This is a genomic window from Nocardia sienata NBRC 100364, from assembly GCF_001613205.1.
GTDB classification, from domain to species: Bacteria; Actinomycetota; Actinomycetes; order Mycobacteriales; family Mycobacteriaceae; genus Nocardia; species Nocardia sienata.
The window spans coordinates 54,846-78,580 of sequence record NZ_BDBX01000052.1 but is presented as its reverse complement, the minus strand read 5'-3'; the positions used below and the strand labels follow the sequence as shown (position 1 = coordinate 78,580).

Genomic DNA, 23,735 nt, shown 5'->3' with positions numbered 1-23,735 from the left:
CGGCCCGGCGGTCGCTCGGGGGGTCCCGGCGGCCCCGACGGCCGCGGACCGGCGCAGAAACGCAAGAACCGGTGGAAGATCGCGCGGCGGATCGCCTACGTCCTGGTCGCACTGGCCATCGTGGTGCCGAGCACGGTGTTCCTGATCGCCTATTCCACGGTGTCGGTGCCCGAACCCGGTGATCTCAAGACCAACCAGGTCGCCACGATCCTCGCGGCCGACGGGGAAACCGAGATCACCCGTGTGGTGCCGCCGGAGGGCAACCGCACCGATGTGACGATCGATCAGATTCCGCCGCACGTGCGTAACGCGGTGATCGCCGCCGAGGACCGGGATTTCTACAGCAACCCCGGTTTCTCGATCTCCGGCTTCGCCCGCGCCGCCCGCGACAATGTGCTCGGCCGCGAAAGCGCCGGTGGTGGTTCGACGATCACCCAGCAGTACGTGAAGAACGCGCTGGTCGGTGACGAGCGCAGCCTTACCCGTAAGCTGCACGAGCTGGTGATCTCGGCGAAGATGGCCCGGCAGTGGAGCAAGGACGAGATCCTCACCGCCTACCTGAACACCATCTACTTCGGGCGCGGCGCCTACGGCATCAATGCCGCGGCCAAGGCGTATTTCGACAAGCCGGTACAGGAACTCAGTGTGGCCGAGGGCGCGGTACTGGCCGCGACCATTCAGCTGCCGTCGCTGCTGGATCCCGAGTCGAATCCCGAAGGCGCCGAGACCCGCTGGAACTATGTCCTCGACGGTATGGTCGCCGGCGGCAATCTCGACCGTGGCGAGCGTAGCGGTCTGACCTATCCGCAGGTGGTGTCCTCGTCCAAGGCCGGGGAAACGACCGAGGCCGCGGGGCCGGAGGGTCATGTCAAAGCGCAGGTGCTGCGCGAACTCTCCGAAGCGGGGATCAGCGAACAACAGCTGAACACCTCCGGCCTGCAGATCACCACGACCATCGACGCCAAGGCGCAGCAGGCCGCCGTCGACGCCGCACGCAAGAATCTCGAGGGCGAACCGGACAAGTTGCGCACCGCGGTGGTCTCGATCGATCCGAAAACCGGTGCGGTGCGCGCCTACTACGGCGGCGAGGAAGGCTACGGCTACGACTTCGCCAATGCCGCCCTGCAGACCGGCTCCTCGTTCAAGGTGATCGGCCTGGCGCAGAACCTGGAGAACGGTGTTCCGCTGTCGCAGATGTACGACAGCTCGCCGATCACGGTGAACGGTATCGAGATCACCAACGTCGAGGGTGAGCAGTGCGGTGTCTGCACCATCGCCGAGGCGCTCAAACGTTCGCTGAACACCAGCTTCTACCGCATGCAGCTGGAAATGCAGAACGGCCCGCAGAAGATCGCCGATATGGGGCACAAACTGGGTATTCCGGAAGAACTTCCGGGCCTGGGCCCCACGCTGACCGAGCCGGGCGGAGCCGGACCGAACAACGGTATCGTCCTCGGCCAGTACCAGGCCCGGCCGCTGGATATGGCGTCCGCGTACGCGACCCTGGCCGCCTCGGGCATGTACCACAAGCCGCATTTCGTGAGCAAGGTCGTATCGGCCGACGGCACGGTACTGCTCGATCGCGGCGATGTGGCCGGGGAGCGGCGCGTCTCCGAGGCCGTCGCCGACAATGTCACCGCGGCCATGGAACCGATCGCCGGTTACTCCCGTAACCACGGGCTCGCCGGCGGCCGCGCCTCGGCCGCCAAGACCGGTACCGCGCAGCTGGGCGACACCGGTGAGAACAAGGACGCGTGGATGGTGGGTTACACCCCGTCGCTGTCCACCGCGGTGTGGGTCGGTACCACCGACAACTCGCCGTTGCGCAATTACGGCGGCGCGATGATCTACGGTTCGAGTCTGCCGTCGGATATCTGGAAGGCCACGATGGACGGCGCCCTCGAGGGCACGCCCAACGAGAAGTTCCCCAAACCCGCGCCGATCAAGGGTCAGGCCGGTGTACCGAAGTGGACGGCCCCCTATACAGCGCCGTCCACCACGAACCCGACCTTCGAACCCCCGGTGGTGATCCAGCCGAGCCAGGTCGAGATCCTGCCCGGTATCACCATCCCGGTGCCCGGGGTCGCGCCCAACCCGCGTAGCCAGCAGCAACCGCAGAACCAGCCGCAGGGCAACGGCGAAGGCCCGCTACCCGGGCAGCCCACTGCCGGACAGACCAGTACGGCTCCGACGGTGACCCAGGCGCCCGGCGCCGGCGGCGGTACCGACACCGGCGGCGACAGTGAGGACAGCGGCGACAGCGGCGGCGACAGCCGTCCGGACTCGGGCGGATAACCCGCAACACTGTCCGGGGGTCCCGGCTCGGTCCGGGCCGGGACCCCGGTAACAGGTAACCTCGGGTGCCGTGAGCGAGCAGCGACTGGTGGGTGGGCCGGACGACGGTGTGGGCCCCGGAAACGGGCGAACCGGCGCCACAGCCGGTTACGATTCGCCCGCCCCGCTCGCCCGAGATCTGCGTTCGGCCGACGCGCGCGACAAGCCGAGTCGCAACGACTCGATGACCGCCCAGCTGTGCACGGTCATCGGCGGCCCGGTCGGCGATCACGCACTGATCGGGCGCGCACGGTTCTGGACACCGATGCGGGTGCTGCTGGCGTTCACAGTGATCTTCCTGGCGTTCGGCTGGTTCGCGAAGGCCGGATGTATCCAGCAGACCACCACCTCCGGCGGGCTGCTCACCCTCGACTGGAACAACGGCCGCCAGTACACGGCCATGTGCTACTCGGACACCGTGCCGCTGTACGGCGCCGAGCGTCTCAACGAGGGAGCGTTCCCGTACAAGAAATCCTGGGTGGAGGAAACACCCGGCGGCGGCACCGAGGTCCGGCATATGGAGTATCCGGTGCTGTCGGGCATGTACCAGTACGTCTCCATGCTGGTGGCCAAGAGCTGGGACGCCAGTCCGCTGCCGGGGGCGCTGCAGGTGGTCCTGTATTTCAATGTGGTGGCCCTGGGTCTTTCGGTCGCCTGGCTCGTCACCATCTGGGCGACCGCGCTGCTGTCCGGGCGGCGGATCTGGGACGCGGCGCTCGTGGCGTGTTCACCGTTGGTCATCGTGCACGCCTTCACCAATTTCGATTTCCTCGCGACCGCCTTCGCCGCACTGGGTCTGCTGGCATGGGCCCGCCGTCGCCCACTGCTGGCCGGTGTCCTGCTGGGGCTTGGCGGTGCGGCGAAGCTGTACCCCCTGCTGTTGCTGGGCCCGATCGTCGTGCTGTGCCTGCGCGCCGATCCGATGCAGCGCACCCCCCGCGCGCATCAGGCGATGCGGTTGCGCGATATCGACAGTGCCGCGGCGCTGCGCACCTGGCTCGCGGAGGTCCCCGCGCGTATTCACCTGATCGGCACCCGTCCGCTCGGCGCGGCCGCGCTCACCGGCGCCGGCGCCGCGGTCACCTGGGCCCTGGTGAATCTGCCGATCGCGCTGCTCTACCCGGACGGCTGGCGGGAATTCTTCCGGCTCAACACCACGCGCCACGCCGATCCCGATTCGCTGTACAACGTGGTGATGTCGTTCACCGACTGGTCGGGTTTCGACGGCGTGCTGCGGCATGGGGAACCGCCCACTGTCCTCAACCTGGTCTCGCTGTTGCTGTTCGTGGCGGCCTGTCTCGGTATCGCCTATATCGGCCTGACCGCCCCGCGCCGCCCCCGGCTCGCCCAGCTGTGCTTCCTGGTCATCGCAGCCTTCCTGCTGACGAACAAGGTGTGGAGTCCGCAGTACTCACTGTGGCTGGTCCCGATCGCGGTCCTGGCCCTACCCCACCGGCGGCTCCTGCTGGCGTGGATGACGATCGACGCACTGGTCTGGGTGCCGCGTATGTTCTACTATCTCGGCGAGGACCGTAAGGGGCTACCGGAGCAGTGGTTCACCGCCACGGTGCTACTGCGCGACCTCGCGGTGATCGGATTGTGTGTGCTGATCGTCAGGCAGATCTACCGGCCCGAACAGGATCTGGTGCGCCGGGACCATTTGGACGACCCGGTCGGCGGGGTGGTCGACCGCGCCCCGGACCCGCTACTTCCGTGGCTACCGGAGATGTTGCGGCCCCGGATCTCCCTCGACACCCACTGGACCGGTGCGATGGCCGCGACGCGGACCGGTAGGCAAGACACCGTAACCGCCGCGGCACCGGCGGAGGCGGTCCGAGAGCTCCGGCCGCCTGCGCGCCTGGGCTGACCTCGGGCCTCCGGCTCGAGGTGCAGACCTGTGAAACGCGAAACGCTCACTCGGCGATTCATGTTCGGGATCAACGGAGGCGCCTGCTCGCGCCACCGCAATCAGTCAGGGGATATCGGTGGACGACCAACAGCAGCACGAGAATATCGCTCGGCAACGACGGACGACCCGCAACATACTGGTCGTGGCCGGGATCGGTCTCGTCGCGTTCGTACTACTCGGGATCATCGGCTACCTGATCGGCGACGACACCGCAACCGAAGAGACCGCACCCGCCGGCGCCACCACCGAGGTTGCGCCGGCCCCCGTGGCGCCACCGCCCGCCGAGCAGAACAACAGCCCGGCAACAACCCCGGAAACATCCACGATCGAATCATCGGCACCCCCCGCCGCGTCGCCGCCACCCGCGGCGACGCCGGTCTACTCCGATCCACGGTGCGCGCCGGCGAGCGCCGAGCTCGTCGCCCTGGTCGCCGCCGGCCTCACGACGGACGGGCACGAGCTCGCCAACGGCACCGTGATCGAGGAGAACGGCACGACATATTTCGGCGCGACCACCCTCGATGCCGTGGGCGATATGGACGCCCGTTCGGACGTGTGGATCGTGCGTGACGGCGCGGTGTACTCATCGACAGGCGGCGCTCGCAACCAAACGAGCTTCCCGCGCGCGAGTGACGAACTCGGGATCTCGCCGGGCGATCCGATCGTGCTCGCCGTGGACAACTGCGTGATCGACCTGACCAGCTGATCACCCGTATAAGACGAATCGCCCCGCCGCGGCGGCCGGGGCGATTCGCTGTGCGGTCGGAAGATTTCGCGCTTTCGGTCGCAGTCACCGGCCGGTCGCCCGGCGCTCGCCGGCCCCGTCACCGTGGCACTGTTCGCCGGCACCACCGCAGCAGCGACGTGACCGGCTGCCCCGGGCCCGGTGCTCGAATCCGGCCGGCGGCGGCCGGGTTCAGCCCGCCCGCAGGATCCGTGCCCGCTGTTCTGGTTCGTGCGGTAGCAGATCCAGGTCCAGCTGCCAGGCGTTACCGGTCCACGGATCGAAGAGCGGGGCGCCGGTGACGGTCGGCAGATGGCGGCAGGCACGCGACAGCGCGGCCACCGTGCTTTCCCCGGACTCGGATTCGCCTGCGCCGACGATGATGGTCGACAGGCCGATCAGATCTCCGCGCGCCAGCAACGCCACCAGCCGCTGCGCGTCCGCCGCCTGATATCCGTGCGGAAAATCCGCCGCGAGCAGGATTCGGTGCTCGGCCGGCGGGGTCGTCTGCCCGGAGTTGTAGGCCATCTCCGCCAGTTCGGCGGCGTCCACGAGTTGCTGTAACCGCGGTGAGATATCGGAGTGGTCGGTGATCGGCGGACCCGCCAGCACCGGCGCCAGCATGCCGGTGAAACCGGTGAACGCGCCGGTGAGATCGATGATGTCGACCAGGGTCCGGCGCCCCGGTGCGGCCCGCATCAATCGGGCGAGCAGGGCGCCGATCACCGGTGCGACGGCCGCCGAGGATTCGGTGTCCACCCACAGCGGGCGATTCAACGGCACGGGCACACAGTAGGGAACCCGCAGTGCGCCACGATCGAGTGCGTAGAGCTCGCCGAGCCGGATCCCGTCCGCCGCGGTGGCCGGGCGGTCCCATGCGGGCGAGCTCCACGAAGCCAGCGCCGCCGGCAGCACCGCGTCCGCCTCGCGCAGTTCGCGTAGCAACTGGGTGCTGTCGCGCCGGTGATTGTTCTCGGCGGTCTCCGTGAGTTCGTCGTGCCGCCGCTGGGCGGCCGCCCGCGCTGCGTCGGCCGCGGGGGTGTTGCGGGTGGCCGGATCGGAAACCGCGGCCGACAGTTCCTGGTCGAGCCGTTCGGCCGCGTAACCGCGCGCCGATTCCAGGGCCGCGGCCGAACGCGCGGCGTCCTCGAAGATCATCCACAGGCGTTCCAGCCCGTGCCCGACCTCCAAGGGCGGGATCTCGGCCTCCGCGCCCGGCATCGCAGCCCCTGCGATGGGGCCGGCCATCGTCGCGTCGAGCACAGTGGGCGCGGCCTGCATCGCGGCCGGTACGGTGGCGAAACCGCCGGCGCCGTGTGCCCGGAGCAGTTCACCGATACCGCCCGCGTACCCCTGACCGACCGCGCGCAGCTTCCAGCCCGCACCGCGCCGGTACACTTCGAAGCAGATCAGAGCGGTTTCTCCGGCCTGCGGGGCGATCACGAACTCGGCCACCGCGGCCTCGTTCTCCGACAGCGACGCGGTCACCACGCCGAGCCCGCTCTGCGCGGCGGCCACCAGCAGCACCGCCTGGGCATCCGCGCGTATCTCGGCCGGCGTGACGACGACCGCCGCCTCCTCGACTCGAACCCCCGGGCCGGCCGGACGCTCGGACACCAGCACATCGGCCGCCGAACCGACCCGTAGGTCCGCGGCGACCACCAGCGCCGAAACCGTCAGCGGCACGGCGGCGTTCACCTGGAAGCGAATGATCCCGCCGCCCAGCGGGATGTTCTGACCCGCCTGTAACTGCTTCATCGTCTGTCCCCCGACACCGTTCATACCGCCAGGAACCGACCCAGCTGGGGAATCGCCTCGCCGGGATGTTTGGCGTTGAAACCCTCGCCGATGGCCTGCATCTTCCAGTCGTTGCCGGCCCGGAACAGCTTCGCCATCGCCATGGCGGTGGTCGGCGTGCCGCCGGTGAGCGAGTAGCGGGCGAGCTCGGCGTTGTTGGCGCCGTCGATCAGGCGGCAGAAGGCATTCTGCACCTGGCCGAAGGTATGGCCCTTGTACGAGGTCACGACGAAGATCAGGCTGTTCACGTGGGCCGGAATCCGGGTGAGGTCGACCAGGATCACCTCGTCGTCACCCGCGCCCTCACCGGTGAGGTTGTCGCCCTGGTGCCGGACCGAACCGTCCTTGGAGGTCAGCTGTCCGTAGTAGGCGACATCCACCGGGTTCATATCGGCGAACATCATCACCGAGGCGTCGAGGTCGATATCGACGGTCCGGCTACCGAATAGTCCGCGCTGCTGCACCGGATCCCAGCCCAGCCCCATCTTGACGAAGGTGAGCGCCGCGCCGTCCTCTTTACGGAGACTGACCCGCTGCCCCTTCTGCAGGCTCACCGGACCGGTTTTGCTCAGGCTGATCTCGCCGGGATGCTGCTGGGTCGGCGCCGCCGCGGCGGGCTGCTGTGGGTAACCGGGGCCGGGCGGCGGCGGATAACCACCGCCCTGGGGCGGATAACCCCCGCCCTGCGGCGGATAGGGTGGAGCCGGCGGTTGCTGCTGGGTGGGGTAGGCCTGCTGGGTGGGCGGCGGGGGTACCGGCGCGGTCTGCTGCGCGGGCGGAGGCGGCGGCGCGGCGGCCGGTGCCGCGGTCTGCGTTTCGGCAGGCGAATCGTCCACGGTGACACCGTGATCGGTGACCAGCGCGGCGAAACCGCCCGCGTAGCCCTGCCCGACCGCCCGCACCTTCCACGCGCCCTGGCGCCGATAGAGCTCGAGCGCGATTACGATGGATTCGGTGGCCAAACCGTCGATCCGGTACTCGAACAGCTGCGCGCCCGACTGATCCGATACATAGGCGACCGGCGGCGCGAACTGCCCGAAATTGGTATTCGGATCGTCGAGGGTTATGACCGCGCGGACCTGCGCGATATCGGCGGGGACCGCGCCGAGGTTCACCACCAGCGACGCGGGCTGCCCGGCCGGGCCCGGCCGCAGGTTCACACCCGGTCCGCTGGGCTGGTTGTAGAAGACGAAATCCGCGTCGGACCGGACTTTGCCCTGCTCGGTGACCAATAGGGCGGACAGATCGGCCGGAGCCGCCAACTGGATGGAAACCACCACGTCGTTCGTGGCCAGTGGACCGTTCTGGCCCTTGGCGAGTGTTGCGGACAAGTCAGACCCTTCGCTTGTCGGTGCGTATGATGCCACTGTACGAGATGCTCGTATTTATGGCGCCGCCTCCGGCGTCGCAGGGTCGGGGCCCTGTGACCCCGGTTCTTCACTCCGCCGCTGGAGTCGCTGCGCTCCTTCGCTCTGTCGCTCCAGAACCGGGGGCGGGCCCCGACCAAGGACGTCGACCATCCGGAGTGGACGAATGGTGTGGCCGGGCATGGACTGGAACGACCTGCGGCGATTAAGGTGACGGCGACGGATGAGCACCGGCGATGGCCGGGCTCCGGGGCGGCGAGAACAGGCGACTACGCATGGCACAACTCTTCGAACAGTCGAAGAAGGTGATCGAGGTACATCTGGCGAACACCAGTATCCGCGCCATCTCCGGCTCGATGGTCGCCTACGAGGGCGCCGTGCAATTCAAATCGGCCGGGTTCGGCGGCGGGGACGGGGTACTGGCCGGGATGAAGCGCCGCGCCACCGGCGAAAAGCTCTCGCTGATGGAATGTGGTGGCCAGGGCCGGGTCTTCCTGGCGGTAAACGGCCAGTACGTCTCGGTGGTGAATCTGAACAACGAGACCCTGCAGGTCGAATCGCAGCAGTTGCTGGCCTTCGCCGGGAACCTGCGTACCGATGTGCGATTCGCCGGGGTACGTGGGGCGTCCAGCGGTCAGGGACTGTTCACCACCACGGTCAGCGGTCAGGGACAGGTCGCCCTGCTCTCGGCGGGCGGCCCGCTCATCCACCTCGAGGTCTCACCGCAGTTCCCGCTGGTTGTGGACCCCGACGCGTTCGTCGCCGCCCGCGGCAATCTGAACCAGTCCTTCGTCACCGATGTCTCCTGGCGTGCGGCGCTGGGACAGGGTGGCGGCGAGGCGTTCTCGCTGCGCTGGGACGGGCAGGGCGTGGTCTCGATCCAACCGGCGGAACGGTAGGTCATGTTCGAGCAGATCAATTCCAAGGTCGTCGCCGTCGATATCGCCACGGCGGGCGGCGTGGTCGCCCGGGCCGGCGGCATGCTCTTCTACACCGGCGACGTGTCCTTCGCACCGCACGAGATTCCGGGTGGCGCCGGGATGGGCGGCGGCGGGCTGGTCCGGATGGCGGGTCGGATGATGGCGGGCGAACATCAGCGCACCATGCTCGCGCAGGGCAATGGCAGCGTCCATTACGGTTTCGCCGGTCTCGAAGTGCAGGTGGTCCAGGTACAACCGGGTGCGGTACTGCAGGTGGAGGCATCCCGGCTGCTCGCCTACACCGCCGGTCTGCAGACCTCGGTGGTATCGGTGGCGAGTTCCGGCGGCGGAGGCGGCGGGGGCCTGATGGGTGCCCTGCGCGGCGCCGCGTCGGGTGCGCTCACCGGTCAGGGCATGTTCACCACCCAGCTGTCCGGGCAGGGCAGCGCCGTCCTGCTCGCCCACGGTGGTTTCCTCGAACTACCGGTGGGCGGGCCGAATCCGGTGGTGGTGGACCCACAGGCGTTCATCGCGTCCTACGGGAATGTGCACACCGATCTGAAGGCCGCGGTGAGCTGGCGTGACGCGGTGGGCCGCGGCTCCGGCGAGGCCATGCAGTTGCAATGCGCGGGCCAGGGCCTGGTGTACGTGCAGGCATCGGAGGAAAAACTGTGAGCGAGATCCTCAACCCGATGAACCTCGGGGAAAGCGACAACGTCCCCGGCAACAGCTACGCCTACTGCATCGATCTGAACAAGCCGTGGTTCATGCGCAAGGGCGCGATGATCGCCTACTACGGGCAGATGCGGTTCCAGGCCCTCACCCACGGCCTGCAGGGCCAGCTCCTGCACATGGTGGCGAACCAATTCTCGGCGCCGCTGTTCACCGGCGACTACGTGGTGGCCGAGGGGCAGGGCAAACTGCTGATCGGTGATCGCGGCTACGACATCAACTCCTACGATCTCGACGACGGTAACCTCACCATCCGCGCGGCGAACCTGCTGGCCTTCGAACCCGGGCTTTCGCTGAATCAATCGATCGTGCCCGGTTTCCTGACGCTGATCGGCACCGGGAAGTTCCTGGCGTCCTCGAACGGGCCGGTGATATTCGCCGAACCGCCGCTGCGGGTGGACCCGGAATCGCTGGTGGGCTGGGCCGATTGCCCCTCTCCCAGCCATCACTACGATCAGCGGTGGGTTTCGGGCTTTCTGGCCGCCGGGGCGGCCGCGTTCGGGGTGACCTCCGGTGAGGAGCGCCAGTTCGATTTCACCGGCGCGGGAACCGTTCTCATCCAGTCGAGCGAGAAGGTCCTCAGCGACGCCGCCCTCATCCGCACCATCGAGGGGCAGCTGCAGAGCGGGATCACCGTGCCCGGTCTGCAGCGGCTACAAGGGGTCATCGCCCAGCAGCTCGCCGGTCAGCAGCAGGGTTACTGAGCGGACGTATGCGACCGGCCCCGTCCGGCTGCGGTCCGCTGCACCGCACGGGCAGACTTGGCGCATGCTGCATGTGCGGATAATGTCGCCGGCCGAATTGACCGACGATGTGGTGGCGATCCTGGAGTCCGACGACGCGGTGAGTGGACTGGCGGTCCTACGCGGAAGCTCGCTACGGCCGAAAGGCGATGTGGTGTTCGCGGACCTGGCCCGCGAAGCCGCCAACGATGTTCTCGAACGTCTGCGTGCGATCGGCCTCCACCATCGCGGCAGTATCGAATTGGAGCAGATCTCCACCTGGATGTCGCTGTCCGGGTATCTCGCCGAGCTGCGCACTCCGGGCTACAGCGCCGATTCGGTCGTCTGGGCCGATGTCACCCAGCGCTCCTACGAGGAGACCGAACTCAACTGGACCTATGTCAGTTTCATGACGCTGGCGACAGCACTGGCCAGTATCGCGATCGTGGTCGATTCACAGATCCTGGTGATCGGTGCGATGGTGCTCGGTCCGGAGTTCGGCGCCATCGCCGCGCTGGGCGTAGCGCTGGTCCGGCGCCGTGCCGCGCTGTTCGGTCGCGCCGTAGCCACTTTGGCGATGGGTTTCGGCGCCGCCATCGCGGTCACGTTCGCAGTCGTCCTGATCGGCCGGTTGTTCGGCTGGATAACCGTCGACGTCGTCACCGGGGACCGCCCGGAGACCTCGTTCATCTACACACCGGACAAATGGTCGTTCATCGTCGCCCTGATCGCGGCAGCGGCCGGGGTGCTGTCGCTGACCTCTTCCAAATCGGGTGCGCTGGTGGGAGTGTTCATCTCGGTGACCACTGTTCCGGCCGCGGGCAATATCGCGCTGGGCCTCGCCTTCGGCGCCGGTTCGGCCATCTGGGGTAGCGCGTTGCAGCTTGTGGTGAACCTGGCCGGGATGGCAATAGCGGGCTGGGCGACACTGGCGCTGCAGGATGCCGTGTGGTCGCGGGTCTCGTTGCGGCGTTCGCGCGCCGAGGCGCGGGCCCGCCGGCGAATGCTCTAACCCGCCGCACCGGCGGCCACCGGACCGGTGAGTGCGGCGGCGAACCAGCCGAGTATCTCGCCCCCCGCCTCGATTCCGGTGGTCGCGGTGACGGTCAGGCCCGGCCGGGTCCAGCCGAGTTCCTCGAGCTCACCGTGCCGGGGCCGGATGGCGTGATCGGCCGCGGCGAGCATTTCGGCGTCCAGCGCGCCGTCACCGGCGGCCAGCGTCGGCGCCACCGGGTCCAGCGCGCCGGACTCGACGAGCCGGGCCCGGACCTCGGCCACCGCCCGGCTCTTGCACACCGCCGTCGGCATCGTGTAGATCTTGCGACCCTGCCGCGACGCCGTCCAGCCACGCTCCCGGCACCAGGCATCCCAGTCGGTCAGGAAATCCGGGGGAGTCGCGGCGAGATCCACCACCAGATAGCAGAACAGGCCGTCGGCCTCGCGGAACTTGAGCACCCACGAGTCGTCGATGCGGGCCCGCAGCGCGATCTCGACCTCGGCGAGACCGGCCCCGCCGGCCCGGACGGCCGCCTCGATCGCCCGGCGCCACCGCGCGTCCGGTACCCCGTCGACCAGGATGTTCCCGCCGTTGCTGGTGACCGCGTACGGCCACGGCGCCCCGGGCAACCGGATCCGGCCGAACTGCTCGATGGTCCGGGTGGTGGTCGGTAGTACCACCGCCGCGACAGCCAGTTCCCGCAGCCGGTCCGCGGCGGCCGCGGTCATATACGACAGCGGAGCGCCGTCGAGATGCTCCACACAGACTGTCGCCGCGGCAGCGGTGCCGGCGGCCGCGGCGGAGTAGATCATCGTGCGATCCAGATCCGTGGCGACCAGCAGTGGTTTGGCGGACGACATCTACCGCTGCACATCCTTGATCAGGCCCATACACGAATACGCGAGGTCCGGCACGACTTCCACCGGCACCGCCCGGGCCTGTGCCAGCAGCCGGATATGGGCGTGCTCGGGCGCGTCCGGTTCCCGCACCAGCACCCGCCACGGCACCCGGCGCAGCAGGACACGGGTGGTCTCTCCGACACCGGGTTTCACGAAGTTCACGCTATCGATCCCGTATGCGGTGCGCACCCGTTCCACCGACGCCCAGCCCGCCCAGGTGGGTGCGCGGTCCCCGGAACGTACCGCCGCGACCTGTGCGCTCACCTGCGGCCGGACCGTCTCGAACGCCCCGGTGACGGTATCGATCAGTCGCGTGGAGACATCCTCGTCGGCCAGCTCGGCGTAGAACTTGGCGCCGTGGAAATCACCCGGTCCGATGAGGTCCCGGTTCAGCACCGTCCGCGAGACCAGGCCGGACACCGTGGAGTTCAGGCAGGCCGAGGCGATCAGGAAATCGTCGCGGGTGCCGTAGGTGCGCACACAGTGCCCGGGATCGGCGAGCACGGCGAGGTCGTCGTCGAAGCGGGCGCCGCCCGCCGCGTGGTATTCGTCGAGCGCCGCGGTCAGTTCCCGGGTGATCGCGCCCTTGCCGGTCCAACCGTCCACGAACACCACGGACGCGGGATCGTGATGGTGGGCCAGATAGTCCAGGGCCACGGTGTCGATCCCGCGATCGCGCACGATCGACACCGCGTAGTGCGGGATATCCAGCGCGGCGCGCTGCCCGTGCCCGGTGGCCAGCCAGCGGCGGATCAGGATACCGACGGGGGTGCCCGCCCGGGCCAGCGACACCAGCACGATATCGGTGCCGCGTTCGGCGGCCACGAGTTCGGCCACCGTCCCCACCGCCAGGGCCAGCCGTTCGGCGCTGTCGGCCAGTACCCGGTCGAACAGTTCCCGGTAGGCGGCGTCGGGCTGGTATTCGATGGGCAGGGATTCGGCGTAGTGCGCGAGTCCGGACTGGATCCGCTGTTCGCGCGAAGCGGTATCGGCCTCCAGGTCGGCGTCGGACAGGTCCTTCAGGAGCCAGGCCACATCGGCCCGATCGTAGGAACCGAATCCGGGACCGAACAGCGGTGCGGGCCCGGCCGAACCACCCGAACGCGCGGCGGCCAGCGTGCGCGGATCGGCCTCCCGCATGATCGCCACCACCACATCGGAACCGGCGGCGGTGAGTACATCGACCAGCCCGCCCGGGCCATAGAGCCGCTCGCCGTCGGCAGGTGAATCGGCCACGAACACGAGCACCGGGTCCATGCCCGGATCGCCGGGCCAGCACGCGTTGTAGAGGTAGCGCGGTTTGTCCTCGCCGGCTTCGGGAGCCGGGAACCGGAAGCCGCGGCGCAGCGGATAACCGGGTTCGTCCAGGACATACGCCGGTGAACGGGTGGTGGTCTGGTACCGCGTGGGCACCCCGGACTCGGCGATCCCCACGGCCAGGCACAGCGGCAGGTACATCAGCTCTTCATGGGCGAGCACGATCACCGGGCGACCGGGATACTCGGTGGCCAGCTGATCCCGCAGCATCTTCCCCGCGGCAGCGGTGGCCTGCTCGAACCCGGCCCGGTCGGCGCGCAGGAATCCGTGCCGGCCGCCCTCTGGCACATCCCGCGGCCACGGGAGTTCCAGCCGCGTCGACACACCGCGGCGATCGGCCACCGGATTCAGTTCGGCCGCAGGGAGTTCCGAAACAGTGGCCACCAAACCCTCGGGCAGCACTGTGGCACCCGATGCCAGGCACACCGTATCGATCCGCGCGCCCAGCGCGGCGGCCGCCGCGGCGAACCGGTCGCGGTCGGCGTCGGTACGCATATCGACCAGCGTGGCCAGCACATAGTGTGTCCGCGGCGCGAACTCGTGCAGTGCCTCGATGGCATCCAGCGCGGTCGCGCCGGTGGAGATCTCGTCGTCCACCAGCACCAGCGGCAGACCCGCGGTGAACACGTCCGCGGGCATCGGCTGCAGCAGATGCGAGGTAGCGTGCGAATGCCCCTCCTCGAACCCGGTGAGTGTCACCGCGCCCGGCACCACCCGGCGGGTCGAATGCAGGTAACACGCCGCATCGATCCGTGTGGCGACACAGTGACCGAGACCGGTCGCGGTCTCGGCGAACCCGAGCACCACGGCATCCTGTGCACCGAGGACCGCGCGCACCAGATCACCGAGGCGGTCGCCGGCGTCGCGGACCCGGACGGGATCGGTCGGCAGATGTTTGCCCAGCACCGTGGAGACCAGCAGATGCGCGCGCCGCGGATTCTTGCGCAATCCCGGCTGCACCAGATCGGCGATCTCCGGTTCGGCCGCAAGAGTGTCGGGAGTGTCCCCGTGCCGGAACGCCTTTCGATGCCGCAGCTCGATACCGAGCTCGCGGGTGGCCCAATACAATTCGCCGGATCCGTCGCTCATACCGTGACCAGCGCCGATAGCAGATCCACGAAGGACACTCCTTTCTCGGCCACCCCGAAGACCCGGGCCCGGGTCAGGGTGTTACGCGCCCAATTGCGATGTGGCCGCATCTCGTTCATCTTGTTGCGGTAGCCGGACGCGGCGACTCCACCGGCCTCCACCTGCAGAATGTCGAGGGCATCGCAATACTCCTCGTGCGTGACCACCGACAGCGCGTGCACGGCCGCCACATGCGAGGGGTGGATGACGGTTTTGCCCTGGATACCGTTGGCGCGATCGAGTGTGATCTCCCGCAGCAGGCCGTCCAGATCCCGGCTCACCAGATAGCTGCGGAACGGTACCGCGTCGGATTCCTCGAACGGCGCGGTGCGCAGCAGCGGCCGGAACATCCGCTCGTGGTCGGCGAAGTACTCCCATACCGGCCCGGTGATCACGAAACCCGTACCGTCGGCCCGGCCGAGATAGTTCACGATATCGGCGATCACATCCGCGATGACCCGCACATCGTAGATGGTCAGATCACGGTCGCGGCGGATACCGAAGGTCGCGCACATATCGGTGGCGCCGACCCGCACGGCCAGAATTCGTTCCCGTACCTCGGCCAGGCAGGCCGCGATCTGGGTGAGTTCGGAATCCCTGGTCTGCCGATGCACCAGCGCCGCGGATTCGAGTACGGGCATCCCGTAGAGCGGCCGTTCCGTACGAGCGGCGGCGGCGGTCAGCGCGGCCAGGTACTTCGGTGCCGAGGAACTGTCGAACTTGGGGAAGACGAAACCCGTCAGTACCTGCGCGCCCGCGCCCAGCCGGTCGATCAGTTCGGGCACGGTGTCGGCGTCGCGGACGCGGACGAACAGCATCGGGTTCGGGTCCGGGCGGGCGGCGAGTTCGTCGAGAGTACGCACGGTCTGCTGTTTGGCGAACTCGACCTCGTGGTCGGCGACGGCGTCCTCGAGGTCGATCACCATCGAGCACACTCCGCGCTCGGCCCGACGCACGATCGTTGCCGTGAGATCCGCGCGAGTGGCCGGTACGTACAGGGTGGCGCCCAGCGCCATTGCCAATATCTCCCGATCGGCACAGTCGTCGAACGGCTCCGGCTGGCGGTGGAACAGCGCTCTGGCGTCCGGCCCCTGCAGATACCTGAAGTGTCGGCGCGGTACCTGCTTGTACAGGGAAATTTCCTGCCGGACGGCCGTGCCTGCGGTCATCGAGCCCCCGTCTCATCCTCGTCGTTGTCCCGGTGGTGGTTGTTTCCGCATTCGCTCGACAACCCCGGCAATGAATTCGGCGATGGTGTCGAGTTCGTTTACATATGCCCAGTAGTCGGGGTGCCGGCCGGTGAGGGACGCGGCGACCCGGTCGAGGCGCTCGACCTGAGCGTCCAGTACCGAACCCCATTCGGCGACCAGTCCCCGTGATACCGCCAGCATCTGGGCGTCCCGGAGGCGGAACCGTACGGCCTCGGCGCGTTGGCGCGGGTCTTCGCGGACGGCCCGCAACTCGGCCAGCCGTTTGGTCACGGCGTCGACCAGTTGTTCGGCGTCGGCGAGGTGGCCGCGCGCGGTGGTGGTCAGTTCAAGGGCCTGCTCCGGGGTGTTCTCGGCCGCGGCGGCACGGGCCCCGGCCAGGGCTTGTGCCGCGGCGGCGATATGACGCTCGCTGGTTCGCTCATTGTCTGCCAGATCCGCCGAACTCGCAGCATTGAACTCCCGCAACAGCGCCGAATGCGCGGGCCCGATCCGCTCGGCCCGGGTGCGGACCGCGGCGAGGCGGGTGGTGACCGAGGAGATGGCGTTGCGCGCGGCCGGTGCCCGAGAAGGGGCTCGGGCCAACGATTCCGACAAATCGGCCGTAACGGAAGCCAGCCGGTTCGCCGCCGTCCGGGCCCGGCCGCGGTCGTCCGGCGGTACCGCGGTCAGTGTGACCATTGCCTCATCCACCGCCGCGGCGCCAGCGCGTATCGAGGGATACTCGGCGTACTCCGATTCGGCCGCCTGTCTACGCGCCCGCGCCGCATCGGCGGTGACCCGCGCGACCAGTTCCGGTACCGCCCGCCGTACCGCGATCGCTTCCTCGAGCGCGGCACGGTCGCCGTGGTAGAAGCGGTCGACCCGCTGCGCGGCCGACCCCAGCTGCCGGATCACCGCGTCCACCCGCTGTTGCCGGCCGGGCCGGCGCGTCCCGGACTGTTCGTCCTGGTCCAGCTCGCCGGTGAGCTGGAGGTATGCCGCGGCGGCGGTGTAGCAGTCTTCGCGCGCCGAGGCCCAGCGGCGGCCCAACCCCCGTTCCGGGAACATCTCCTCGGCGGCCGCGGTGGCTGCTTCCGCGGCCGACTGCCGCCGGTCCATATCCAGGAACGCCGTCGTCAGTGCCGACCGTGCTTGTTCGAACCACGGATCCTCCCCCGACCGGAACCATCCACGCCTGCGGCCTGCCACAGACCCGATGGTATGAGATCCCACCGCCCGCGCGCCGCCACACCGCGTACGGCCGGACTCCGCGCACCCCCGTCGAACACCGCGAGGGAGCGGCGCGGGCGGGCACTCCGAAAGCTTTCGATCCCAATCCATCCGGGGCAGTCGCCCGCGCCTGCCGGTGACCGGCTTGCCCGAGTTTGTACGCAAGTTCACCGAAACCCACTACTGTCGTATTGCGTACCCGGCGGTTACCGACATGCTGGGAATCACAGACGACTACGAAAGGGAATCCCGCATGGGTGTCAGTTTGTCCAAGGGCGGCAACGTCTCGCTGAGCAAGGCGGCTCCGGGCCTCACTGCGGTCGCCGTCGGCCTTGGCTGGGATGTGCGCACCACCACGGGCACCGATTTCGATCTCGACGCCAGCGCGATCGCCACCGGAGCCGACAAGAAGGTCGTCTCCGACCAGCACTTCGTGTTCTTCAACAACCTCAAGTCCCCCGACGGTGCCATCGAGCACATCGGCGACAACACCACCGGCGAGGGCGAGGGCGACGACGAGGTCATCAACGTCGATCTCGCCAACACCCCGGCCAATATCGAGAGCATCTTCTTCCCGGTCTCGATCTACGAGGCGGACAGCCGTTCGCAGTCGTTCGGTCAGGTGCGCAACGCCTACATCCGCGTGGTGAACCGGGCCAACGGCGAGGAGCTGGCCCGCTACGACCTGTCCGAGGACGCCTCCACCGAGACCGCCATGGTCTTCGGTGAGCTGTACCGCAACGGGGCCGAGTGGAAGTTCCGCGCCATCGGCCAGGGTTACGCGTCCGGCCTGGCCGGTATCGCGCGCGACTACGGTGTGAACGTCTGACGATCCACACCCGCGGGTAGCGTGAGGGGGTCCGGTGACGGGCCCCCTCGTTCTCTGTCCCAGAGGCATCAGGGGACAAATTGGACAAATAGGCGGTCGACGGCAACGCTGGTGACTGGTCGTCGATGCCGCCGACCAGGTTTCTCGTACAGGCCGGGATACCGACCGCAGTCCGGCCACCGCACACGAAAGGTCCCAGCGTGGTCCTGCGCATTTTCGGTTTATCCTTAGTCGTCACGGTGCTGTCGCTGGGGGTGGCATTCCTCTACGGCGGCCCGACCGCCCTGGCGCTCTGCCTCATCCTCGGCATCCTCGAGGTATCTCTGTCGTTCGACAACGCTGTCATCAACGCCACCATCTTGGAAAAGATGAGTGAGTTCTGGCAGAAGATCTTCCTCACCATCGGCATCCTGATCGCCGTCTTCGGTATGCGGCTGGTGTTCCCGCTGGCCATCGTGTGGATCACCGCGGGCCTCAACCCGGTCGAGGCCTTCGACCTGGCGCTGAACCCACCCGCCGGCGACGCCCCCTACTTCCCCGACGGCTCCCCCAGCTACGAGACCCTGCTCACCGGTGCGCACCCGCAGATCGCGGCGTTCGGTGGCATGTTCCTGGCGATGCTGTTCCTCAACTTCATCCTCGAAGACCGCGAACTCACCTGGCTGTCCTGGATCGAACGCCCCCTGGCCAAGGCCGGCAAGCTGGACATGATGTCGGTGGTCGTCGCCGGTATCGGCCTGGTGCTGGCCGCGGAGTTCCTCGCCCATGACGACGACCGCTCCACCGTGCTGCTGGCCGGTCTGCTCGGCATGATCATCTACATCGCCGTCGACGGTCTGGGTTCGATGTTCAATGCCGAGGAGCACGCCGAGGAAGCCGCCGGCGGCCCGTCCGGGCTGGCCAAGGCCACCGGTAAGGCCGGGTTCTTCCTGTTCCTCTACCTCGAGGTCCTCGACGCCTCGTTCTCCTTCGACGGTGTGATCGGCGCGTTCGCCATCACCGCCGACCCGATCATCATCGCGCTGGGCCTGGGTCTGATCGGTGCCATGTTCGTCCGGTCGATCACGGTCTACCTGGTGCGCAAGGGCACGCTGAACGAATATGTGTACCTCGAACACGGCGCTCACTGGGCCATCGGCGCCTTGGCCCTGATCCTGCTGATCACGGTCGGCGATATCCACGTCCACGAGCTCGTCACCGGCCTGATCGGTATCGCCTTCATCGGCGCGGCGGTGCTCTCCAGCATCCGCCGCAACCGCAAGGAGGACGATACGAAACCCACCGAGGCTTCGGAGCCGGCCCCGGTGGGCTGACACCGGCACATATCGAACGGCAGTGGGAGCGGACCCGAGGGTCGGCTCCCACTGCCGTTTCATCGGTCCGGAGCGGCAACGCACTCCATCGTGCGGCCGACCGGACGAACCTCGGCCGGGCCTGCCCTCAGGTGCCCGGCGCCCCCGCCGCGTGCCGCGCCGCGTCGTACCGCTCGAAATACGCCTGGCCCACCGCGAACATGCCGCGTTGCGGTAACCGGAAGTCACCGAGCGCCGTCTGCTCGGCCAACGGCCCGGCCGGGCCGATATCGACGCCGTCGATCCGGGCCACCGTGCGCTCGACCGTCCACAGCATCCGCGGATTCAACCGGAACCATTGCCCGTTCGGGGTGGTGCCGCGCAGCCGCACCCGCCCCACACCGAGCGCCGGACCCGCCACCCGCGACATGACCGACAGCACCGTGGGGTTCCGCCACAGCGCCGCGGGCAGCACGCCGCCCAGCGCCGTCATCGCCGTCGTCGCCGGCGACCGCCCCAACTCGATATCCCAGACCAGCGTGCCGGGCACCGTCACCGTCAGCGCGAAGGGCCCCGTCCAGGTCACCGAGATATCCGCGACCCGCGCGTCCACGAGCGCGGCACCGTAATACCGCACACAACTGCTCTCCGGCGCGACATTGCTGTAGATGACCCATTCCCGGTCCGGGTTCCGGTGCCAGACCGATTCGTATCCGGGCCCCACCGAGCTGGCCGCGAAATGCCGGAACGCCAGGTAATGGCCACTGGCGAACGGCTGACCCATCACTCCGTACCCGGCGAACCGCTCCGCGTCCGCACCCGCGGGCAGTGCCGGCTCGGTGCCGGCGATCGCTCGCGGACTCTCGACCATTGCCGTCCTCCTCGACGAGCGGACGCTACACCCCAAGCTTACGTCCGTGAGCTGGGAAAACACCTACCCCGACATCGGATCGTCCGCCACTGCGCCGCTCCGGTACGCCACGCGTGACCGTGCGGCGCCGCGGACAACACAGCACCGCGCGCGGGTGCTTCGCCGAGATCCGGCCCGCGCAGCCGCCCGGCCCGTCCATCGCACAGCCCTTCCCTCGCACGGCCACCGCCGACCGGTCGGCACACGACCGCACGTTCGCCACACGCGCCACGCCGATCCGGCAGTATCGAGTCCATGGCGACCGATAAGGAACGTATGCTGCGCGGCGATCTCTATCGCGGCAACGACCCGGAACTCGTCGCGGAACGCCGCGCCTGTCACGCACTGACCGCCCGCTACAACGACACCGCCCCCGAAGCCGAGACCGAACGGCAGGAAATCCTCGGCAAGCTGCTGGGCGAGTGTGGTGCCGGCACGGTGATCATGCCGCCCTTCCGTTGCGACTACGGTTACCTGACCAGAATCGGCAGCAACACCTTCCTCAACTACGACACCGTGATCCTCGACTGCGCCCCGGTCACCATCGGAAACGATGTAGCGATCGGCCCCCGCGCCCAGATCCTCACCCCGCTGCACCCCATGGCGGACCACGAACTCCGGCGGGCCGGCTGGGAATCCGCCGCACCCATCACCATCGGCGACAACACCTGGCTGGGCGGCGGCGTCATCGTCTGTCCTGGAGTCACCATCGGCGAGAACTCGGTGATCGGCGCGGGCAGCGTGGTAACCCGCGATATCCCGCCCCGCGTCTTCGCCGCCGGCAACCCCTGCCGCGTCATCCGGGATCTGTAGCAGGCGTCGACCGGACGCTCGGTCCTCCATGGCCACGTTCTCCGGAACCTGCTGTAGCTCCCACTCGGCACCGGTGCCGTTACCCGGTGCTGCGATCGGCCGGTTCGACACCACCGGTACCCGGTCGCGACCGGGTCATTACCTCGGCCGGTCGTCCTCGGATCCATCCTCCAGGGTCCGTTGCGCCACGGCGAACCCACCGGCGCGGCGGCGCTGCCGGAAATCTCTCGGCGTCTCCCCGTATTCGGATTTGAAAGCCGTCGAGAACCCGGTGTTGGTGAACCCGCACCGCGCGGCGATCTCCGCGATGGACTGTTCTCCCGGATGCGCCAGCAGATCGCGTGCGATACGCAACGCTTCGCTGCGCCGCAACTCCCGGTAGGTGATACCGGTCCGGTGCAGTACCGAACCCAACTGACGCGGTGACCAGCCCAACGCACGTGCGACAGCGGGCAACCGTACATCGCCGGACCCGATGTTCTCTCGGACGAATGCCCTGATGGCATCCACGGTCTCGGTCAGGTGGGCCTGCTGTGGCCCCAGGTCACCGGCGAGCATCAGGCACAGCAGTTCGGTGACCCGGTCACAGACGGCGTCGAACTCCGGTGTCGACAGTTCCGACTGTGCGGCAAGGGTGGCGCCGAGCATGCTCTGCACGACGCGGCCGAGACCCGTCGACATATCCAGCGACGTCCGCACTTCGGGGGCGGGCAGCCGGCGCTCCAGCCGCGCACGGGGCAGGAGCAGCGCGTAGGCCGTCGAACCGGGCAACAGCACCCGGCAGACTCGGTCCAGTTCGAGAACGAATCCGCGATGGGCCGCCACCCTGGTGAGCCGGTCCTGCTGCTGGATGAGCCATTCGCCGCGTCTCGGCAACACCATCCAGCAGTAGTCGCTCGGACCGTGCCGGATATGCGAACGGTTGCGGTGCATCAGGTGGTCACCGCGCTGCTGGGAGCGCAGCAAGGTGTAACTCGGGGATTCTTGAACCGTGATCCGAGCCCACCAGTCGGCCGGATCACGGTAGAGGTGGTCCGCCTTCAGGAAATGGTCGGTCACCTCGGTCCATTCCGCCGCGCTCGCGACGGTCAGCTGGGAATACCGCATAGCGGTGGCTCTGCCGGTCTGATACTCATCTCCGCCTATCCGCTCGGGGACGGTCCGACAGAATTCTGACAGCTTCCCGCTGCCGGCTCGACGCTCGCTCAGTCGCGGGATCCGAGCTGCACCGGCACGCGGAGCGGACCATTGGTCATGAACTGCGGCGCGTAGCGGACCTCCGCCGGATCACAGGCGAGGCGCATCCGCGGGAACCGACCGAACAGGGTGGCCAGCGCGATCCGGGACTCCAGCCGGGCCAGGTGTGCGCCGAGGCAGAAGTGCGGACCGCGGCCGAAGCCCAGCTGATCGATATCGTCGCGATCGATATCGAAGACATCGGCATTCGAGTATTTCCGCGGGTCGCGTCCGACTCCCGCGTACCAGCCGACGATCGCCCCCCGGGGGATGTCCACACCGGCGATCCGAACATCCCGCAGGGCATACCGGTTGAACATGGCGCAGGCCGCGTTCCGGTAGCGCAATGTCTCCTCCACGACGTCGGCCCAGCGACCCCCGTCCATGGCCGCCGCGAGCTGATCGGGAAAGGTGTAGAGGGCCACGACCGCGTTTCCGAGCAGGTGCATCGTGGTCTCGTGTCCGGCCACGATGATGATCCACAGCATTTCGACCAGTTCGGCATCGGCGATTCCGTGGTCGGGCTGGGCCTGCACCAGATCCGAGGTGAGGTCGTCCCCCGGGTCGTTGTGCTTGTCCGCGACCAACCCGGTCAGATAGCCGACCATTTCCTGCATGGCGGTCCGGGTCTGCTCACCGGTGCTGGCGTGCGAAATCAGGGTAGACGTCCAGTCCCGGAACTTTCCTCGGTCGCCAACCGGTACGCCGAACAGCTCGCAGATCACCGCGACGGGCAGCGGCATGGTGAAGTGCTCGACGAGATCGACTTCCGGCCGGTCGGCGAATTTGTCGATCAGGTCGTCGGCCAGCTGCTGGATACGCGGTTCGAGTTGGGCGACCCGGGCGGGAGTGAAGGCACGCGCGATGGCCCGGCGCATCCGCATATGATCGGCGCCGTCCTTGTTGAGCAGGTGATCGGCGTCGGTCAGGACCCGTAACGGCCAGTCGGCCGGAACAGTGCCGTCGTGCATCGCGGGACAGTTCTTCGCGCTGTGACTGAACAGAGTGCCGTCACCGGCGAGGATCTCACCGACCGCCTGGTGGCTGACCGCCATCCAGGCCCGGACTCCACCGGGCAGTTCGTAGGGCACGATGGGCCCGGTCCGGATCATCCGGTCGAAAGTGTCGACAACTGGTTCTCCAGCGGTGGGCAGCTGGATGAGTGACTCGGTCATGCAGGACTCCGTGCTGTGATCGGCCTCTGTACGCGCGCGATCGACGCGTGCTCGAAGAGTGTGATCCAGTTGGAAGCAGCCGATCGACTCGAGCGGCAATCTCTGCCGCGCAGCGAAATTCGGCGGTGTGGGATCGAAAGACCCAAAGGTACGGCGAGTCGTTCGGCCGGCCACCGTCTCACCGTGCTCACCGAAGAGCAGCGATTGTTCCTGG

At 68.1% G+C, this 23,735-nt stretch carries 19 protein-coding genes; 10 read left to right on the top strand and 9 right to left on the bottom strand.

The window, feature by feature from the left end; genetic code table 11:
• From NS4_RS25595 to NS4_RS33540, 3 genes are all read left to right on the top strand, one after another.
• A partial coding sequence (locus tag NS4_RS25595; RefSeq protein ID WP_063062044.1) for a transglycosylase domain-containing protein occupies positions 1–2,295 on the top strand: 2,295 nt, incomplete at its 5' end.
• 109 nt (positions 2,296–2,404) lie between these two features.
• A complete protein-coding gene (locus NS4_RS25590) occupies positions 2,405–4,201 on the top strand; it encodes a glycosyltransferase family 87 protein (protein WP_157106238.1) in 1,797 nt (598 codons plus the stop codon).
• A gap of 118 nt (positions 4,202–4,319) precedes the next feature.
• Positions 4,320–4,949: a DUF2510 domain-containing protein gene (locus tag NS4_RS33540; RefSeq protein WP_245665711.1), complete on the top strand. Its 630-nt coding sequence runs from the start codon at positions 4,320–4,322 to the stop codon at positions 4,947–4,949.
• Positions 4,950–5,159: 210 nt separating this feature from the next.
• Here the strand turns inward: NS4_RS33540 and NS4_RS25580 are convergent, their stop codons facing one another.
• Entirely contained in the window at positions 5,160–6,725 is a 1,566-nt protein-coding gene (locus NS4_RS25580) for a TerD family protein (RefSeq protein ID WP_063062054.1), read from the bottom strand.
• 20 nt (positions 6,726–6,745) lie between these two features.
• Positions 6,746–8,095, bottom strand: coding sequence for a TerD family protein (locus NS4_RS25575; RefSeq protein WP_063062043.1), 1,350 nt, complete (start codon positions 8,093–8,095; stop codon positions 6,746–6,748).
• Positions 8,096–8,406: 311 nt separating this feature from the next.
• On the opposite strand from NS4_RS25575, the gene NS4_RS25570 reads away from it, so the two are divergent.
• From NS4_RS25570 to NS4_RS25555, 4 genes are all read left to right on the top strand, one after another.
• Positions 8,407–9,030 carry an AIM24 family protein gene (locus NS4_RS25570; RefSeq protein WP_063062042.1) on the top strand — a complete coding sequence of 208 codons (624 nt, stop codon included), beginning with the start codon at positions 8,407–8,409 and terminating at the stop codon, positions 9,028–9,030.
• Between the two features lie 3 nt (positions 9,031–9,033).
• Positions 9,034–9,726, top strand: a complete 693-nt coding sequence (locus NS4_RS25565; protein WP_063062041.1) for an AIM24 family protein — start codon at positions 9,034–9,036, stop codon at positions 9,724–9,726.
• Positions 9,723–10,487 (top strand): AIM24 family protein, encoded by a 765-nt coding sequence (locus tag NS4_RS25560; protein WP_063062040.1) that lies wholly within the window; start codon positions 9,723–9,725, stop codon positions 10,485–10,487. The genes NS4_RS25565 and NS4_RS25560 overlap by 4 nt, the downstream gene beginning before the upstream one ends.
• Positions 10,488–10,551: 64 nt before the next feature.
• Positions 10,552–11,517 (top strand): DUF389 domain-containing protein, encoded by a 966-nt coding sequence (locus tag NS4_RS25555; RefSeq protein WP_063062039.1) that lies wholly within the window; start codon positions 10,552–10,554, stop codon positions 11,515–11,517.
• On the opposite strand, the gene NS4_RS25550 is transcribed toward NS4_RS25555, so the two are convergent.
• The 4 genes from NS4_RS25550 to NS4_RS25535 are packed head-to-tail and all read right to left on the bottom strand — an operon-like array spanning position 11,514 to position 17,245.
• A complete protein-coding gene (locus NS4_RS25550) occupies positions 11,514–12,362 on the bottom strand; it encodes a hypothetical protein (RefSeq protein WP_063062038.1) in 849 nt (282 codons plus the stop codon). The two genes, NS4_RS25555 and NS4_RS25550, sit on opposite strands and share 4 nt — an antisense overlap.
• Complete coding sequence (locus tag NS4_RS25545) at positions 12,363–14,807, bottom strand: phosphoribosyltransferase (protein WP_084487707.1); 2,445 nt, start codon at positions 14,805–14,807, stop codon at positions 12,363–12,365.
• Positions 14,804–16,015, bottom strand: coding sequence for an HpcH/HpaI aldolase/citrate lyase family protein (locus tag NS4_RS25540; RefSeq protein WP_063062037.1), 1,212 nt, complete (start codon positions 16,013–16,015; stop codon positions 14,804–14,806). The genes NS4_RS25545 and NS4_RS25540 overlap by 4 nt, the downstream gene beginning before the upstream one ends.
• Before the next feature lie 12 nt (positions 16,016–16,027).
• Positions 16,028–17,245, bottom strand: coding sequence for a hypothetical protein (locus NS4_RS25535; RefSeq protein ID WP_084487706.1), 1,218 nt, complete (start codon positions 17,243–17,245; stop codon positions 16,028–16,030).
• 274 nt (positions 17,246–17,519) lie between these two features.
• On the opposite strand from NS4_RS25535, the gene NS4_RS25530 reads away from it, so the two are divergent.
• Both NS4_RS25530 and NS4_RS25525 read left to right on the top strand, forming a co-directional pair.
• A complete protein-coding gene (locus NS4_RS25530) occupies positions 17,520–18,095 on the top strand; it encodes a TerD family protein (protein ID WP_063062052.1) in 576 nt (191 codons plus the stop codon).
• A 200-nt stretch (positions 18,096–18,295) separates the two neighbouring features.
• Complete coding sequence (locus tag NS4_RS25525) at positions 18,296–19,408, top strand: DUF475 domain-containing protein (protein ID WP_063062035.1); 1,113 nt, start codon at positions 18,296–18,298, stop codon at positions 19,406–19,408.
• 127 nt (positions 19,409–19,535) lie between these two features.
• Here the strand turns inward: NS4_RS25525 and NS4_RS25520 are convergent, their stop codons facing one another.
• On the bottom strand, positions 19,536–20,258 hold the full coding sequence (locus tag NS4_RS25520; RefSeq protein ID WP_063062034.1) for a hypothetical protein: 723 nt from the start codon (positions 20,256–20,258) through the stop codon (positions 19,536–19,538).
• A 294-nt stretch (positions 20,259–20,552) separates the two neighbouring features.
• Here NS4_RS25520 and NS4_RS25510 point away from each other — a divergent pair, with 294 nt between their 5' ends.
• Positions 20,553–21,110 (top strand): sugar O-acetyltransferase, encoded by a 558-nt coding sequence (locus NS4_RS25510; RefSeq protein ID WP_063062032.1) that lies wholly within the window; start codon positions 20,553–20,555, stop codon positions 21,108–21,110.
• A 138-nt stretch (positions 21,111–21,248) separates the two neighbouring features.
• On the opposite strand, the gene NS4_RS25505 is transcribed toward NS4_RS25510, so the two are convergent.
• Both NS4_RS25505 and NS4_RS25500 read right to left on the bottom strand, forming a co-directional pair.
• Positions 21,249–22,217 (bottom strand): helix-turn-helix domain-containing protein, encoded by a 969-nt coding sequence (locus NS4_RS25505; protein WP_063062031.1) that lies wholly within the window; start codon positions 22,215–22,217, stop codon positions 21,249–21,251.
• Positions 22,218–22,315: 98 nt separating this feature from the next.
• A complete protein-coding gene (locus tag NS4_RS25500) occupies positions 22,316–23,521 on the bottom strand; it encodes a cytochrome P450 family protein (RefSeq protein WP_063062030.1) in 1,206 nt (401 codons plus the stop codon).
• Positions 23,522–23,735 lie beyond the last annotated feature (214 nt).

What these genes read in the sequence shown, in the direction of transcription:
- NS4_RS25510 (WP_063062032.1), top strand. Translation starts at nt 20,553, where the DNA reads ATGGCGACCGATAAGGAACGTATGCTGCGCGGCGATCTCTATCGCGGC.
- NS4_RS25555 (WP_063062039.1), top strand. Translation starts at nt 10,552, where the DNA reads ATGCTGCATGTGCGGATAATGTCGCCGGCCGAATTGACCGACGATGTG.
- NS4_RS25565 (WP_063062041.1), top strand. Translation starts at nt 9,034, where the DNA reads ATGTTCGAGCAGATCAATTCCAAGGTCGTCGCCGTCGATATCGCCACG.
- NS4_RS25500 (WP_063062030.1), bottom strand. Translation starts at nt 23,521, where the DNA reads ATGACCGAGTCACTCATCCAGCTGCCCACCGCTGGAGAACCAGTTGTC.
- NS4_RS25540 (WP_063062037.1), bottom strand. Translation starts at nt 16,015, where the DNA reads ATGACCGCAGGCACGGCCGTCCGGCAGGAAATTTCCCTGTACAAGCAG.
- NS4_RS25530 (WP_063062052.1), top strand. Translation starts at nt 17,520, where the DNA reads ATGGGTGTCAGTTTGTCCAAGGGCGGCAACGTCTCGCTGAGCAAGGCG.
- NS4_RS25570 (WP_063062042.1), top strand. Translation starts at nt 8,407, where the DNA reads ATGGCACAACTCTTCGAACAGTCGAAGAAGGTGATCGAGGTACATCTG.
- NS4_RS25550 (WP_063062038.1), bottom strand. Translation starts at nt 12,362, where the DNA reads ATGTCGTCCGCCAAACCACTGCTGGTCGCCACGGATCTGGATCGCACG.
- NS4_RS25545 (WP_084487707.1), bottom strand. Translation starts at nt 14,807, where the DNA reads ATGAGCGACGGATCCGGCGAATTGTATTGGGCCACCCGCGAGCTCGGT.
- NS4_RS25505 (WP_063062031.1), bottom strand. Translation starts at nt 22,217, where the DNA reads ATGCGGTATTCCCAGCTGACCGTCGCGAGCGCGGCGGAATGGACCGAG.
- NS4_RS25520 (WP_063062034.1), bottom strand. Translation starts at nt 20,258, where the DNA reads ATGGTCGAGAGTCCGCGAGCGATCGCCGGCACCGAGCCGGCACTGCCC.
- NS4_RS25580 (WP_063062054.1), bottom strand. Translation starts at nt 6,725, where the DNA reads ATGAAGCAGTTACAGGCGGGTCAGAACATCCCGCTGGGCGGCGGGATC.